We start from the raw sequence: 15,314 nt of genomic DNA, 5'->3' as shown, positions 1-15,314 counted from the left end.
GGGGATTTGTGGTGAGTACAGGTCAGAGTGGGATGTGTGTCGGGTTCAGGTGGGAGGGGTTTCTTCCAGGTTCAGCAAGGTTTCGATCCGCGCCGGGCTGAAGGGTGGGCGAGGTGTGGGCGGTGTCCAGCCGAACAGGTGTTCCAGGGCGGCGCCGCACACTCGGCCCTGGCAGGCGCCCATGCCGCAGCGGCTTGCCAGTTTTGCTTCGCGCCAGTTTTCGTGGCCGACCAGTTCGCCATACGGCACGTCTTCGCAGCGGCAGACCAAGGTGTCAGCCGTGGCCAGGGTCTTGAGCCGTGGATCGAGGGCAAAGGCCTTGTTCAATGCCCGGGCGAAACCCTGCCAGCGTGCCCGGCGCGGCCACAGTCGCTGGGCGGCTGCGCTATTGCCGACGGCGGCATGGCCGGCGATGGCGCCTTCCACCAGCGCCAGTTCGCTGCCACCAAAACCGGTGCATTCGCCTGCCGCGTAATGTTCATGGCGAGTGGTTGCTTGCCAGGCGTCAATCGCCAGCGCCTGGTCTTTAACCGCGCAGCCCAGGGCCTGGCCTAATTGGGTATTGGGAATGAGCCCAAAGCCGCAGGCGAGCCGGTCGCAGGCCAATTCAATCGTCTTGCCTTGCTGATGCAAGCGCACGCCCTCCAGCCGTTCCCGACCGAGCGCTTCCACCACATGGGTGTCGGTGCGGTACTGCCGGTCGAACAGACTGAACGATTGGAAAAGCTTCCCCGGCCAGCGCGGCAGTTGTGCGGCGAAGCCGGCGACAGCGGTGCGACTGGCCTGCTCGGCGATGCGCAACACCTGTGCGCCTTGATGCTTCGCGGTGGCGGCGCTGGCCAACAGCAAGGGGCCGCTGCCGGCGATGACCAGCCGTTCGCCGCGCACCGGCACGCCGCCCTTGATCAGCGCCTGCAAGCCGCCAGCACCGGTCACGCCGGGGAGTGTCCAGCCGGGAAACGGCAGCAGCCGTTCGCGGGCACCGGTGCAGAGAATCAAGCGCTCGTAGCTGATCTGCCAGCCGCGCTCGGCATCTTCGACCAGCAAGGTTTTATCCGCCGCGCAGGCGATCACGCGGGTGCCGGCATGGCAACGTACGTTGGCGCAGGTTTGCAGTTGCGCGCGCAGGTGTCGGGCGGCGCTCGGCAGGTTGGCCTGGGGGCCGTCGCGCCAGATCTGCCCGCCGGGCAGTGGGTTATCGTCCAGCAGCACGATGCGCGCGCCGCTGCCGGCTGCGGCGAGGGCGGCGGCCATGCCAGCGGGGCCGGCGCCAATGATCAGCAGGTCGGTGGTTTCGTTCATGGTCGGGTCTGCACCTGCATGCCGTCATGGCACAGGGTCTGGCAGGCCAGGCGTCGACGGCCGTCGATCAGCACCCGGCATTCCTGGCAGATGCCCATGCCGCATAAGGGCGCACGGCGCTGGCCGCTGACCGAGGTGCGACTGCACCCATCCGCGCCCAACGCCAATGCTGCCGCGACGCTGGTGCCGTTGGCAACCGAGAGTGGGCGGCCGTCCAAAAACAAGTCAGGCATGGGGACAATCCTCCTTGGCTAAGCGGATGCCTTGAGCACACCCAGAACCTGTGGCGAGGGAGCAAGCTCGCGCCGGGCCTGTAGGCGCTGCCGAGCGGAGCGAGGCTGCGATCTTTTCCCTGATAGCTCGAATCTCAAGCGAAAGATCAAAAGAACGCAGCCTTCGGCAGCTCCTACGGTGCCCAGCGCGAGCTTGCTCCCTCGCCACAGGGGAAGTGTATCGGGCTTCAGGCATGGGCCGGTTCTCCCAAAAAACGCTGCGGCAGATAAGGCAGCGCGGCCAGAGGTGAGGTTTCGTCGAACAGCTGCGCGACCAGCAGGTCGGCCGTTGCCGGCGCTGTTGTCACGCCCAGGCCTTCGTGACCCACCGCCAGCCACAGTCCCTGGCGCTGTGGGTGTTGGCCCACCAGCGGCAAGCCGTCGGGGCTTGCTGCACGAAAACCGGTCCAGGCCCTGATGCCGTTCAGAGGCGCCAACCCTGGCACGTATTCGACGGCGCGCTTGAGCATCTTCGCCAGCATCCAGCCTTCCACCTGCGGATCGACGGTGCCGAACTGCCGCGAGGCGCCGATGAACAATTGCCCTGTCGGGCGCGGCTGGATATTGCACGCCACCGACGGTCCGCTGGCGTTATGGGCGCTGGTGACGTAGCCCAGTTCCACCAGGGTGTGGGTGACAGTGGCGGGGTAGCGATCGGTGATCAGCAGGTGGCCCTTCTTCGGCACGATCGGCAGTTCGGGGCACAATTCAGTGGCCTGGATGCCATTGGCGAGGACCACCGCTTCAGCGCTCAACCAGCGACCGTCGTCAAGGCGCACGCGATGACCGTCGACTTCGCTGACCTGCGCCCGTTGCTGGCGAATGTTGGGCGCGTCCAGCATCCAGCGAGCGGCCGCCGGGGCGTAGAGGATGCCATCGCCCTTGATCAGCAGCCCACCTTCCAGCCCCGGGCGCAGCTCGGGTTCTCGCTGACGCAGGGTGGCATGGCCGATCAATTCACAGGCTTCGCCATGGGCCAGCAGGTTCAGGTATTTGCTATGGGCCACCGCCATTTCTTCGGCATTGGCCGCCAACCACAAGGTGCCGTTGTTGCGCCAGGCGCAGCCGTCGGGCAGGGCTGGGGCCAGCTCGCGCCAGCGCTGCAGGGAATATTGACTCAGGGCCAGCTCCGCGGGGTTGTCATCGAGCACCAGCAGGTGCCCCATGCCGGCCGCCGTGGCGCCGTGCCAACCGGCGTCCAGCACCAACACGTTGACGTTGCGTCGGGCCAGCGCCTGGGCACAGGCCGCACCGATGATGCCCGCGCCAATGATGATCACATCGGCGACATGGCCCTCGCTCACGGACGAATGCCCCAGGCGAACGGGTCATCGGCTTCAATGATCAGTGTGGTTTCGGCACTGATGTAGGCTCGGCCACGGATGGTCGGCACGATGCGCTCGCCCGAACGCTCGTAGGAACCCTCGAACTCGCTGCCAATGACACTGGCCTGGCGCCAGATCTGCCCGGGTTGCAGTTTTCCATCGGCCGCCAGGCACGCCAGTTTGGCGCTGGTGCCGGTGCCACACGGGGAGCGGTCATAGGCCTTGCCCGGGCAGAGCACGAAGCTGCGGCTGTCGGCTTGCGGGGCGTCGGCAAACAGTTCGATGTGGTCGATCAGGCCGCCGTCCTCGCCGCGAAAACCTTGCTGCTCCAAGGCTTGCTGCACGGCGTAGGTGTAGGCGGTCAACGCGTCGAGGTTATCGCCGGCCACGCGTTGGCCATGTTCGGCGACCAGGAAAAACCAATTGCCGCCCCAGGCCACGTCGCCCACCACCGGGCCGATGCCGGGCACCTCCAGGGCCAGGGCCTTGCGGTAACGGTAGGCCGGCACGTTGCGCACGCTGACCGAGCGGTCTTCGTGCAAGGTTGCTTGTACCGTGCCCACCGGGGTTTCGATGCTGTGCACGCCGGGGCCGATCCGGCCCAGGTGGGCCAGTGACGCCACCAGGCCGATGGTGCCGTGGCCGCACATGCCCAGGTAGCCGCTGTTATTGAAAAAGATCACGCCGGCACAGGCGCTGGGGTCCACCGGCTCACAGAGCAGCGCCCCCACCAGCACATCGCTGCCCCGGGGTTCGAGCACGCAGGCGCTGCGCCACGCGTCGTGTTCCGTGGCCAGGCGTTGCTTGCGCTCGGCCATGCTACCCGGGCCCAGGTCAGGAAAACCGTCGGTGACCAGTCGGGTCGGTTCGCCGCCGGTATGGGAATCGATCACGGTGATGCGTTTCATGGGAGGGCCACGTCCGTTCAGATGAGTGACGGCAAGCGTGGCCCGCGCCGGGGGGCGACGGCTTGATGGATTTATCTGTCGTCGATGACGAAATCAGCACAGTGCCAACCGATCAATGGCTTGAAGGCAGGAACTTGAACAAGGTTTCGCAGACGCCGGCGATGTGTTCGTCCAGCAGCTTCACCGCACGCTCGACGTCGCCGGTGCGACAGGCCTTGATGATTTCCCGGTGCTCGTGATCGGCGCGTTCCTTGCCCGCCGACAAGCTCATCTGCATGCGCAAGTAGCGCTCCAGCTTGTCGTGGACCGAGCGGATCAGACTCACCATGAAGGGCCGTTGCGCCGGTTCGTAGAGGCAGGCATGCAACTGCCAGTTCAGTTCGGCCCAGCGCCCTACGTCATCTTCACCGACGAACTCCTGGCAGATGCCTTCGGCGCGGGCGAAGGTGTCCTCGGTCATGTTGGGGATCGCCAAGCGCAGCACTTTGTCTTCCAGGAGCATGCGCACCTCGAACATCTGCGCCAGCTCCGCCTCGGAAATGCGCGTCACCATCGCCCCGCGATTGCGCTGGAACATCACCAGGCCCTCGGCCTCCAGGCGTTTGAGGGCTTCGCGCACGGGGATCTTGCTGACGTTGAACTGCCGGGCGATGTCATCCTGGCGAATGGGCTCGTCCTCGGCAAAGTGGCCGGCCACGATGGCGTCGCGCAGGTGGCGGGTGATGATTTCCGAGGTGGAAGGGGTGTTGCCCAGGTCAGGCAGGTTGAACTTGGATAAAGTCACGGCGGCGGGTCGTTCGGCTTAGGTGGGGATATGGTATACGACTTTACCGGGCGCGGTGTTCCGGGAAGGCGCTGCGTAGGAGCTGGCGAAGCCTGCGATCTTTTGATCTTTCGATCTTTCGCTTGAGATTCAAGTGTATTGGGAAAGATCGCAGCCTCGTTGCACTCGGCAGCTCCTACACAGCTCCTACACGCAGCTCTTACACAGCTTCTTGGCAAAGGGGTTGTGTTCAGCCGTGGGACAGGTGGCTCACATAAGCCTCGGTCCGGACGATGCGCCATCCGGTAACAGACGCCCCCGCCAGCAGCGCCAGGCCGAAGACGATCAATGCCACGTCAGCGCCGAAATGATCGGCCAATAACCCGGTCACCACCACCGGGATGCTGAACCCGACATAGGCGAACAGGAAGAACCCGGCGCTGACCCGGGCCTTTTCCGTGTCGGCCATGGCCGTGACGGCTGACAACCCGCCCAGGTACAGGAAACCGTAGCAAGCGCTGCTGGCGCCCAGTGCTCCGAGCAACACGGCGAGCAGGGAGCCGGCGCTCGCGCCCCAGGCCAGCAGCGCGTAGCTCGCGGGCAGGATCAACAACCCCAAGCCCGTCGCCCTGGCCGGTTGCATGCGCCGACCCCAGGGCTGGAAGAGCAAGCCGCAACTGATGACCGTGAAGGTCGACAGGCCAGACCAACGCTGCAAGTCGTGGGTCGCCAGCACCGACGGCAATATGGCGATGACCAGGCCCGAGGTCGCCCAGGCCAGCAGCATGGAAAAACTGTAGGGCAGGCTGCCCGTGGGAAACAACGGCAGGCGCAGCAAGGGCGCGCTTTTGATTTTCAGCGCTGGGTCCGGTAGCCGCCAGACTACGACGATCGCGATGGCAGCCAACATCAGCTGCAACCAGAAGCTGCCGGGTGTGGCGCTGTGATGGACGAACAGGAACAGACTGGTCAACGCCGCGCCCAGACCAAAGCCCAGGGAGGTGCTGGCGGTGACCCGGTTGGCCGGCGAGCGGGGATCGCGGGTTGCCATGAGCTCGGCCATGTAAGCGGTCGAGGTGGCTGAGGCCAGACCTGTGCCGACCCCCATCATCAGGCGCGCCACACCCAGTGCCTCCAGGCTTGGCCAGAGCAGCGTCACCAGCGTCGCCAGCATCGACAGCCCGAGGGCGACCAGGATCAACGGTTTGCGTCCCACCCGGTCGGCCAGCCCGCCGAACGCCAGCAGGACCGGCAGTACGCCCAGCACATAACCGGAAAACGCCACCGCCGTGGCGCCGGCCCCGTAGCCGGACAACTGCGCGTAGGTGGTGTACAGCGGCGCCTGCAGGTTGACCGCAAGGGTGATCAGGCAGAGGCCGAAAGCCAGCCCCCAGGAATGTCGATGCTGTGGGTTCAAGCGTGTTCCTTAAGGGGGGTATGAAGTCCCGGGGACTATCACTTGTGGGTACAACGCAAACAAGGAACAGACCCAGGCCATTTATGCTTAACTGTTCGCTCAAAATTCGAGAACACTTAGCCAAGAGTGCCAGCCGTGGACCTGAAGATTGATCGTAACGTTGCCGAGCCCGTGATCCGGCAGCTCGTGACGCACCTCATGGGCTGGATCAACGCTCATGGCATTCGCCCCGGCGCGCGCATGCCGTCGATTCGGCAACTGGCCCGGGACAACAGCCTGAGCTTGTCGAGCGTGATCAAGGCCTACGACCAACTGGTCGCCAGTGGGGTGCTGGAGTCCCGGCACGGCGCGGGCTTTTTTGTCGCGCAGCAGTTGGCCCAGCCGGTGGAACCTGCACCTGAAGCGGATAACGCACCGTGGCGGCTGTTCGACAATGAATCGACGCAGCTCAAGCTCGGTTGCGGCTGGCTGCCCGATGCCTGGCGCGACGACACCGAGCTGGGCCAGGCGATCCGCCAAGTGGTGCGCAGCGACAACCACGCGTTGTTCAACTACAGCACCCCGTTGGGCTCGCCTCATCTGCGCCTGCACCTTCAAAAACGCCTGGGCCTGATCGATATTCACGTCGACCCGGCGCAAATCATCACCACCCAAGGTGCCAGCCAGGGCCTCGATCTGCTGGTGCGAACCCTGCTCAAGCCCGGCGACCTGGTGCTGGTGGAAAGCCCTGGCTATTACAACCTGTTCAATCTGCTGAAACTGCATGGGGTCCAGACCGTGGCGGTGCCAAGAACCGCGCAAGGCCCGGACATCGCCCGCCTGGAACAGCTTCTCGGTGAGCATAAGCCCTCGTATTTCTTCATCAACAGCATGTACCACAACCCCACTGGCACCAGCCTGGCGCCGAGTGTGGCCTATCGTCTGCTGCAACTGGCAACCGCCCATGACGTTCGCCTCATCGAGGACGACATCTACGCCGATTTCCAGAACGGTTCGACCTCACGCCTGGCTTCTCTGGATGCCCTGGACCGGGTGATCTACCTGGCGAGTTTTTCCAAGACGTTGTCCAGTTCGCTGCGCATCGGTTACGTGGTTGCCCATCCCGAGATCATCCAGCGCCTGGCCGAAGTCAAGATGATTACCGGCATCGGTTGTTCGCTGCTGGCGGAAAACGTGGTGGCGACGTTGCTGGCCAACGGTGCTTATCGCAAGCTGATCCAGCGCTTGCGCCAGCGCCTGAACAAGCAGATGGCGAGCACGCTGCGCCAATTGAATCCGGCCCACTGGGAGGTATTTGCCGAGCCGATGGGGGGCCTGTTCGTCTGGGCCAGGCCGCGGTGGCTGGCGGCACAACGGGTGCAGCAGATCGCCCGGGAGCTGCAAATCCAACTGTCCCAAGGCTCGACGTTCCTGCCCCAGGGCGAGGCGTGCGACTGGTTGCGGTTGAACGTGGCTTATACCCAGGATCATCGTGCGCAGGTGTTCTTCCAGCGGGTGGAGCAGGAGTCGATTGTGGCGGCTTAGTCAGCTTTTGGGTGAATGCTTTAGTCCGCTATCGCGAGCAAGCTCGCTCCCACATTGGATCTTCAGCGGGTATAAACCTTGTGGTTGGCCCCGGCCCCCTGTGGGAGCGAGCTTGCTCGCGATAGCGGCCTGGCATTCAACATTGATGCAAACTGACCCGACGCCATCGCGAGCAGGCTCGCTCCCACATTGGATCTTCAGTGGGTATAAACCTTGTGGTTGGCCCCGGGCCCCTGTGGGAGCGAGCTTGCTCGCGCGATGGCGGCCTGGCATTCAACATTGATGCAAACTGACCCGACGCCATCGCGAGCAGACTCGCTCCCACATTGGATCTTCAGTGGGTATAAACCTTGTGGTTGGCCCCGGGCCCCTGTGGGAGCGAGCTTGCTCGCGATGGCGGACTGACCGGTCACAAAAAACATCGGTGCTAATGGGAATAGATATCAAACGACAATGAGTTACTGTATCTTTCACGACACATTTTTGTCAGCCTCCCGATGTGGGTGGCTTGTTTCCATTAGGATTGTGCATCGATGCGTCGGATTCTCGTTTCACTGTGTGTGCTCCAGGCTTATTCCATTCCCACCTGGGCCGAAGAGCCAATCCCTGCCAAGCCGGCCTCCCTTGAGTTGCAAGCCACGGATATCGTCGGCGCTGCCGATTATGAATCAGCACAGGGCCCGGTGAAGGGCTATCACGCCACCCGTTCGGCCAGTGCCACCCGTACCGACACGGCGATCCATGAAACCCCGCAATCCATTTCCGTGGTGTCTCGCGACGTGGTCGAAGACCTCGGCGCCACGCGCCTGCAGGACGCCCTCGATTACGCCGGCGGGGTCGGCCGGGGCAACAACTTCGGCGGCCAGGGCCTGACCACCTTCACCGTACGCGGTTTCACCACCGGAGAGTTCTACCGCAACGGCTTCCCGATCAACCGTGGTTACCCGAACATGCCGGACGCCAACACCATCGAGCGGCTGGAAGTCCTGCGCGGCCCGGCCACCATGCTTTATGGCCGTGGCGACCCGGGCGGTACCTTCAACGTGGTGTCCAAGCAGCCGTTGGCCGAGCGCACAGTGACCCTGGGCAGCCAGGTCAGCGACCAGGGGATGCGTCGCGGTACGCTGGACGCCTCCGGTCCATTGGACGAGGAAGGGCGTCTGGCTTATCGCCTGAACGTGATCGGCGAGGGCGGCGACACATTCCGCGACCACGTCGAGACCGAGCGTTACGGCATTGCGCCGGTGGTGACCTGGCAGGTCAACGACACCACGCGCCTGACCTTCGAAGGCGATTTCATGCGCAACAACGCGCCGCTGGACCGTGGCTTGACCCATTACGCCGGCCAGCGCGGCACCGCGTCGCGCGATACGTTCTTCGGCGAAAAAGACGTCGGTAAGCTGCACAACGACAATAACATGCTGCAGGTGCGTTTCGAGCACATGCTCAACGACGACTGGACCCTGGCCGGCGGTACCCAATGGCTCGACGGCACCCTGCAGGGCAACGCGGTGGAAGGCAACGGCATCGCCGCCGATGGGCGCACCCTGGGGCGTAACTTCAACTACCGCAAGCTGGAATGGACCGACCACGACACCCAACTCAACCTCACCGGGCATTTTTCCACTGGCGGGTTCGAGCACACGTTGTTGACGGGCATCGAGTATGAAGACTACGACTATAAGTCCATCATCCAGCGCTCCGCCCCGGGTACTGGTGTCTACCCGATCGATATCTTCGACCCGGTGTATGGCCAGCCACGCCCGGCCTTGACGCGCACGCCCACAAATGACGAGGAAAACCTCAAGACGTTTGGTGTGTTCGTGCAGGATCAGGTGGCGCTGACTGAGCGCTTGAAGTTGTTGGGCGGGGCGCGTTTCGAGCGGTTCGAGCATAAGTACAAGACGTTCGTCACCGACACTGGAAACTGGAACGTGAGCGACAGTGCCGTGACCCCGCGGCTGGGAATGATCTACGACTTGACCGACACCGTGGCGGTGTATGCCAATACCGCCCGTTCGTTCAAACCTAACACTGGTCGCAGCAGTGCAGGGGGTGGGTTCAAACCGGAAGAGGGCAAATCCTACGAAATAGGCGTCAAATGGGAAGCGCTGGATCGCCAGTTGAGTGTCGATGCTGCGGTGTACCAGATCGAAAAACGCAACGTACTGACCCCCGACCCATTGGACCAGGACTTCAAAGTGGCCGCCGGCGAAGTGCGCAGCCGTGGTTTTGACTTGAACGTGGCGGGCAACCTGACGCCACAATGGCGCGTGATCGGTGGCTACGCCTATGTGGATGCCGAAGTGACCAAGGACAACAGCATCCCGTCCGGCACCCGCCTGCTCAACGTGCCCAAGAACGCCTTCAGCCTGTTGAACGTGTACGAATTCCAGGACGGTGGCCTCAAGGGGCTCGGCCTGGGCTTAGGCGCCAAGTACGTCGATGAGCGGGCCGGCAATACCGCGGCCAGCACCTTTACCATGGACAGCTACACCGTCGTGGACCTGCTCGGTTACTACAAGGTCAACGAGCGGATCCGCCTCAACCTGGACCTGAAGAATCTGTTCGACGCCGACTACGAAGAAGGTGCATTCGGTGGCGTCTACGCCTACCCAGGCGCCCCGCGAACCGTGCAGGCCGGCATCTCCTACACGCTCTGAGTTCCGCGCTTCATGAAAACCCCGAAGGTTCTGCCTTCGGGGTTTTTCTTTTTACCACTTGCCTGTGCTCATCCCGCCGTCCACCGGCAGTATCGCGCCCGTCGTGAAATCAGCACCCGCCAGGTACAACACGGCCTCGGCAATTTCCTCGACGGTGCCCACGCGACCGGCTGGGGCCAGGTTGTCGAGGAAGTCGCGGTGCGCGGGGTCATGCATGGGCGTGTCGATGATGCCGGGGGCAACGGCGTTGACCTTGATGTTGTGGGGTGACAGTTCCAGGGCCAGGGCGCGGGTCATCTGGTTGACGCCGCCCTTGATCAACACCGGCAGTGCTGCCGGCACCTGGATGTTCGGCTGCAGGGCCACGGCGGCCGAAATGTTGATGATGAAGCCTTGCTGGCGCCCGATCATGTGCGCGGCAGCGGCCTGGCTGGCGTAGACCAGACCCTTGAGGTTGGTGTCCAGCAGCGCGTCCAGGTCTTGGGGGCTGTATTCGACAAAGGGTTTTGGCAGGAAGAAACCGGCGTTGTTCACCAGCCCGTCAACGGCGCCAAACGCCTTGACGGCTTGAGTGATGAGGGCGGTTGAAGTGGCCGGGTCCGCGATGTCGCCGGCCACGCCGATGAAACCGGCCGGGTGGCCGAGCTGGGTGGCGGCAGCCTCCAGGCCGGACGGGGAGCGGGCATTGCCCACCACGTTATAACCCCGACCCAGGAACGCCTTGACCAAACCCAGGCCGATCCCGCTGGAAGCGCCGGTAATGATGACGGTTTTGTTGAGACTCATGATTGACTCCTGATCACATTGAGTTGAACCGGTGCGCCTGTGTTGGCGGTGGTTGAGCTCAGGGTATTGATGCGCCAGGGTTTGATAAATAAGGCTTCTGGTACTTGAGTTGATACGTCATGTAATTAATTTGAAAAGCCTAGAAATCCCTGTGGGAGCGAGCCTGCTCGCGATAGCGTCAGGCCAGTCAGTATTGATATTGACTGACACACCGCTATCGCGAGCAGGCTCGCTCCCACAGGGTTGGCGGGTTGGCAGGCAGAAAAAAGCCCAGTCAATCGGACCGGGCTCGCAAAGGTGGGGCCTTACTCCTTGGGAAGACTTCGATACTGCGTCGTCGTCATCCCCGCATATCCCCAATTATCCGTGTCGACTTCTTCGATCACGATATGGGTCAAATGCGGGTCCTTGCCCAGTACGCGCTGGAGGGTTTCGGTGATTTCGGAAATCACCTGGGCTTTCTGTTCACGGGTGACACCGTCACGGGTAATTCGCACGTTGACGAAAGGCATGTTGCACTCCTGTTGCTGGGAAAGTGCGCAGGAAGATTCCCGCGCCATGAAGGGGCCACTGTATTTATACGCCGCAGACTGATAAACAGGCCTTTGGAAACTTCAGTTGATACGCGGTGTAATGAATCATGAAGCGTCATTTCGAAGACCTGCAGTTGGGCAGCATAGAACTGTTCTGCCTGGCGGCAGAGGCGGGCAGCTTCACGGCGGCGGCGCAGTTGGCGGGGGTTACCCCGGCGGCGGTGAGCCGTTCGATCTTTCGCCTGGAAGAGCGCCTGGGCTCACGGCTTTTCGTGCGCACCACCCGCAGCATTCGCCTGACCGAAGCGGGCAAGACCTATTTCGAGCAATGCCGCCAGGCGTTAACGCAACTGGTCGAGGCGCAGCAGGAAATGATGGGCGCGCAATCGGTGCCGTCCGGGCGACTGCGCATCAGCCTGCCCACCACCTACGGCCATCACCGCATCCTGCCCTTGCTGCCGGTCTTCCGGGCGCTGTACCCGCAAGTGACTGTGGACCTGCACCTGAGCAATCGAAACATCGATTTCGTCGCCGAAGGGTATGACCTCGCCATCCGGGTGCGGGCCCAGCCGGACTCTTCGATGATCGCCCGGCTGCTGGAAGACGCCCCATTGGTAGTAGTCGCGTCTCCTGACTATCTGCGCAAGGCCGGCACGCCGCAGGTCCTTGAAGACCTGGACGACCACGAGTGCATCCAGTTCGAATTGCCCAGCAGCGGGCGGCGGATTTCCTGGTTGTTCAAGGTCGAGGGCAAAGAAAAGGAGGTGTTCGGCGAAGGGGGTTATTGCTGTTCGGACGATGTGCTTGGTGGCGTGACGTTGGCCAGGCATGGTGCTGGACTGTTTCAGACCTACAGCTTCATCGTCGAGCAAGAACTGGCCAACGGCAGTTTGGTGGAAGTACTCCAGCCTTATGCGGGGCGCTCGCGGCCGTTCACCTTGCTGTACCCCCATGGCCGCTACGTGCCGCAACGGGTACGTGCCTTCGTGGACTTTCTCTTGCAGTACCGGGCGCAATGGGCCGGGGATCAGTTATAGGCGCAAGGGCGTCTTGCTGACGAACAAGGCCAGGCACTCGTCGCGCCCTGATGAGCAAGATCGTTCAAGACAGTCTGGCTCGGTGTCTGAGACCTTTGCCTGCCCAGTCACTGAGTTGTGAAAACCAGATGATACGTTGTCCATCACCTTTGCAAGCATTCAGCCAGGGCGCCATTGCAGTGCTCCCTCTCTCGATTGCTTGCGCCCCTTGGGGGCTTCTCGTCGGGTCAATGGCCATTGATGCAGATCTGAGCCCCCTGCAGAGCCAGGGATTCTCAATCATCGTGTTCGCCGGTGCCGCGCAGTTGGTGGCGATCGGCATGTTGAAGAGCGGGGCGAGCCTGTTCTCTATCCTGATGACGACGTTGCTGCTCACCTCGCAGCACCTTTTGTACGGGATGCACATGCGTCCTACGCTGTCGGCCCTGTCGTCACGCTGGCGCCTGACCTTGGGGTTTTTATTGACGGATGAGTTTTTCGCCCTTAACAGCCAACGCGATCCTGGAGCCTTCGATCGCTGGTACGCATTGGGCGTCGGGCTGACGTTTTATCTCGCCTGGAACCTATTCACACTGGCGGGTATTGTCATGGGCCATAAGGTTCCTGGGTTAGAGGCTCTGGGACTGGAGTTTTCAATTGCTGCGACTTTCATCGCCCTGGTTACTCCGTTGGTGCGGACGGTTCCAATTGCAGTCTGTGTTGGCGTAGCGCTGTTTTGCTCGGTGTTTTTGAGTTACTGGCGGTATGAATCCGCCCTGGTTGTGTCGGGTATAGCCGGCATGGCTGCAGGTTTTTTCTGTAAACGTTGCAGGCAGGAAAAACGATGATTTTTGCAGTGATCGTCGGTATGGGGCTGATCGTGTTCCTCAATCGTTATGTTTTCCTGGAACCGCGGCTGCCTTTCAAGCTGGGCCCTGGCACCAGAGACTTTCTCGGTTTCGCCGTCCCGGGAATGCTGACCGCCATTTGTGGGCCGATTATCTTCTTGCCCGGGCATACCCTCGGGCTCAGTATCAGCAATCCTTATTTGCTGGGTGGTCTGTGTGCCGTTGGCTTGATGGTGTTGACTCGTAACGTACTGACTAGCGTGTTGCTCAGCATGGGTTGTTTCTATTTTTTCAGGTGGTGGCCATGAGTCAGGGGATCGCCAGTGCGGTGGAGAAAACGCGGTTTTGGCAAGCCTCAAGCCTGGGAGGCGTGGAGCTGCTTCGCGCGCAATATCTTCAGCAGCGTTTTACTCCGCATGTTCATGAAGGTTATGTATTTACGGTAATCGAATCCGGTGCCCAGCGTTTTCGTCATCGAGGCAGTGAGCATATCGCGCCCATCGGCAGCATGGTGCTGATCAATCCGGATGAGCTGCACACCGGCGCTACCGCGCATCGGCAAGGATGGCGCTACCGTGGGTTCTATCCGACCCTGGAACATCTCGCCGGAATTCTTGAAGAGCTAGAGCTGGTCCTGTGTGGTTCTCCCAGATTTTCCACCAGTGTGCTGTACGATCCGCAAGTGTCGTTCGCGTTCAGCCATGTCCACCGATTGGCCGAGCAGGGCGCCTGTGCATTACAGCAACAAACAGCCTGGCGCGAGGTTGCGTTGATGCTGTTCCAGCGCCACGCCCGCGTGGGCAGCGCGGTGATGCCGGGCAAGGAACCGCTGGTGGTGACCCAGGCTCAGGACCTGCTATTGAGTCGGCTGAGCAACCCTCCATCCCTGGTGGAGCTGGCGGCAAGTGTCAATCTTTCACCCTTTTATTTTGCCCGGGTGTTTCGTCAGGCGACCGGGGTCCCGCCCCATAGTTGGGTCATGCAAAAGCGTCTGGCCCAGGCCGCGATCCTGTTGCGACAAGGTTGGTTGCCTATCGATGTAGCATTGCAGTTGGGCTTTTCCGACCAGAGTCATCTGACGCGTCGGTTCAAGCAGGCTTATGGCATCGGACCGGGGGCGTATCGCTCGGCGTTTCTGGGGTAGTTGAAGGGGCGGGGTTAGCCAGGGAGTCCCTGCGGCGAGGGCCAGGCTCGCCACAGGGTACGTCTTAGGTCAGTCGACGATCAGAACCGAAACGCCTGACGACCGATCAGCAGCCACTTGCCATCCTTCTGTTTCTGCCAGATCTGGAAGTTTTCGATTTCTGTCGGCACCACTTCAGTGCCCTTGAGCGCCTGCGCCGAGAAGTGGTTGCGCACCAGCGCCACATCACCGGACAAGGTGATTTTCTGGTTCTGCATTTCCAGCGTCTTGAACGCGCTCTTGCCTGTTTCAATGTCGGCGATGAAAGCTTTCTTGTCCTGGATGTTGCCGCTGGAGTGACCATAGGTCAGGTTCTCGGCGGCCAGTGCCTGGAGCTGGGGAATGTCTTTGTGCAGCATGGCTTGGGTCAAGTGATCGACCGCCTGGGCCACCTCTTGCTCGGGCGATGTAGCGACTGCCGCTGCGTAGCCGCTGAACAGGCACAAGAAGCTGATGACCAATGTCGCTTTTTTCATGGGAATTTCCTTGTTGTTGTAGGTATCAGGAACGCGAGCCATTATTGTCTCGTCGGTCATCGTACAACTACTCGGAGAGAACTGGAATAGGTCGCTGGCAAGGGGGCGAGGGAGCCCGCTCCAGCTGGTGTGCAGGCGTTGTGCCGGAGCTGTGTAGGAGCTATGTAGGAGCTGTCGAGTGCAACGAGGCTGCGATCTTTCCCCAGACACTTGAGTCCCAGGCGAAAGATCAAGATCAAAAGATCGCAGCCTTCGGCAGCCCCTACACAAGTCCAGCGAGAACAGCGCCCTCGCCACA

General features: G+C 61.9%; 15 protein-coding genes. 6 read left to right on the top strand and 9 right to left on the bottom strand.

From position 1 onward, the window contains the following. Positions 1-45: 45 nt before the first annotated feature. From AACY31_RS17360 to AACY31_RS17335, 6 genes are all read right to left on the bottom strand, one after another. Positions 46-1,302, bottom strand: coding sequence for an FAD/NAD(P)-binding oxidoreductase (locus AACY31_RS17360; RefSeq protein ID WP_339504867.1), 1,257 nt, complete (start codon positions 1,300-1,302; stop codon positions 46-48). Beyond that, positions 1,299-1,535, bottom strand: coding sequence for a 2Fe-2S iron-sulfur cluster-binding protein (locus AACY31_RS17355; RefSeq protein WP_003202550.1), 237 nt, complete (start codon positions 1,533-1,535; stop codon positions 1,299-1,301). Before AACY31_RS17355 ends, AACY31_RS17360 begins: the two co-directional genes overlap by 4 nt. Before the next feature lie 227 nt (positions 1,536-1,762). Beyond that, the gene (locus AACY31_RS17350; RefSeq protein ID WP_339504865.1) at positions 1,763-2,878 is read right to left on the bottom strand and encodes an NAD(P)/FAD-dependent oxidoreductase; all 1,116 of its coding nucleotides are present in this window, start codon (positions 2,876-2,878) and stop codon (positions 1,763-1,765) included. Further along, complete coding sequence (locus tag AACY31_RS17345; protein ID WP_339491955.1) at positions 2,875-3,807, bottom strand: 4-hydroxyproline epimerase; 933 nt, start codon at positions 3,805-3,807, stop codon at positions 2,875-2,877. Before AACY31_RS17345 ends, AACY31_RS17350 begins: the two co-directional genes overlap by 4 nt. 112 nt (positions 3,808-3,919) lie before the next feature. Then, positions 3,920-4,591: a GntR family transcriptional regulator gene (locus AACY31_RS17340; RefSeq protein WP_339480917.1), complete on the bottom strand. Its 672-nt coding sequence runs from the start codon at positions 4,589-4,591 to the stop codon at positions 3,920-3,922. A 229-nt stretch (positions 4,592-4,820) separates the two neighbouring features. Next, a complete protein-coding gene (locus AACY31_RS17335; RefSeq protein WP_339480915.1) occupies positions 4,821-5,987 on the bottom strand; it encodes an MFS transporter in 1,167 nt (388 codons plus the stop codon). A gap of 135 nt (positions 5,988-6,122) precedes the next feature. Between AACY31_RS17335 and AACY31_RS17330 the strand changes: the two genes are divergently transcribed. Both AACY31_RS17330 and AACY31_RS17325 read left to right on the top strand, forming a co-directional pair. Next, a complete protein-coding gene (locus AACY31_RS17330) occupies positions 6,123-7,511 on the top strand; it encodes an aminotransferase-like domain-containing protein (protein WP_339504862.1) in 1,389 nt (462 codons plus the stop codon). 533 nt (positions 7,512-8,044) lie between these two features. Next, positions 8,045-10,174 carry a TonB-dependent siderophore receptor gene (locus AACY31_RS17325; RefSeq protein WP_339480911.1) on the top strand — a complete coding sequence of 710 codons (2,130 nt, stop codon included), beginning with the start codon at positions 8,045-8,047 and terminating at the stop codon, positions 10,172-10,174. A 51-nt stretch (positions 10,175-10,225) separates the two neighbouring features. Here AACY31_RS17325 and AACY31_RS17320 read toward each other — a convergent pair whose 3' ends face one another. Together AACY31_RS17320 and AACY31_RS17315 are read right to left on the bottom strand one after the other, a co-directional pair. Beyond that, the gene (locus AACY31_RS17320; protein ID WP_339480909.1) at positions 10,226-10,960 is read right to left on the bottom strand and encodes an SDR family NAD(P)-dependent oxidoreductase; all 735 of its coding nucleotides are present in this window, start codon (positions 10,958-10,960) and stop codon (positions 10,226-10,228) included. Between the two features lie 305 nt (positions 10,961-11,265). Then, positions 11,266-11,472 carry a tautomerase family protein gene (locus AACY31_RS17315; RefSeq protein WP_003202537.1) on the bottom strand — a complete coding sequence of 69 codons (207 nt, stop codon included), beginning with the start codon at positions 11,470-11,472 and terminating at the stop codon, positions 11,266-11,268. A gap of 128 nt (positions 11,473-11,600) precedes the next feature. Between AACY31_RS17315 and AACY31_RS17310 the strand changes: the two genes are divergently transcribed. From AACY31_RS17310 to AACY31_RS17295, 4 genes are all read left to right on the top strand, one after another. Beyond that, positions 11,601-12,530: a LysR family transcriptional regulator gene (locus tag AACY31_RS17310; RefSeq protein ID WP_339480904.1), complete on the top strand. Its 930-nt coding sequence runs from the start codon at positions 11,601-11,603 to the stop codon at positions 12,528-12,530. A gap of 128 nt (positions 12,531-12,658) precedes the next feature. Continuing rightward, positions 12,659-13,357, top strand: coding sequence for an AzlC family ABC transporter permease (locus AACY31_RS17305; RefSeq protein WP_339480992.1), 699 nt, complete (start codon positions 12,659-12,661; stop codon positions 13,355-13,357). Next, positions 13,354-13,665 carry an AzlD domain-containing protein gene (locus AACY31_RS17300; protein ID WP_339480902.1) on the top strand — a complete coding sequence of 104 codons (312 nt, stop codon included), beginning with the start codon at positions 13,354-13,356 and terminating at the stop codon, positions 13,663-13,665. The genes AACY31_RS17305 and AACY31_RS17300 overlap by 4 nt, the downstream gene beginning before the upstream one ends. Beyond that, on the top strand, positions 13,662-14,501 hold the full coding sequence (locus AACY31_RS17295; RefSeq protein WP_339480900.1) for a helix-turn-helix transcriptional regulator: 840 nt from the start codon (positions 13,662-13,664) through the stop codon (positions 14,499-14,501). The genes AACY31_RS17300 and AACY31_RS17295 overlap by 4 nt, the downstream gene beginning before the upstream one ends. An 80-nt stretch (positions 14,502-14,581) precedes the next feature. On the opposite strand, the gene AACY31_RS17290 is transcribed toward AACY31_RS17295, so the two are convergent. Then, on the bottom strand, positions 14,582-15,016 hold the full coding sequence (locus AACY31_RS17290) for a nuclear transport factor 2 family protein (protein WP_339480991.1): 435 nt from the start codon (positions 15,014-15,016) through the stop codon (positions 14,582-14,584). Between the last annotated feature and the right edge of the window lie 298 nt (positions 15,017-15,314).

The sequence above is a fragment of the Pseudomonas sp. RL_105y_Pfl2_101 genome, from assembly GCF_963970585.1.
Lineage (GTDB): Bacteria > Pseudomonadota > Gammaproteobacteria > Pseudomonadales > Pseudomonadaceae > Aquipseudomonas.
The sequence above is the reverse complement of the archived record's forward strand: the minus strand, read 5'-3'. Positions and strand labels throughout refer to the sequence as shown.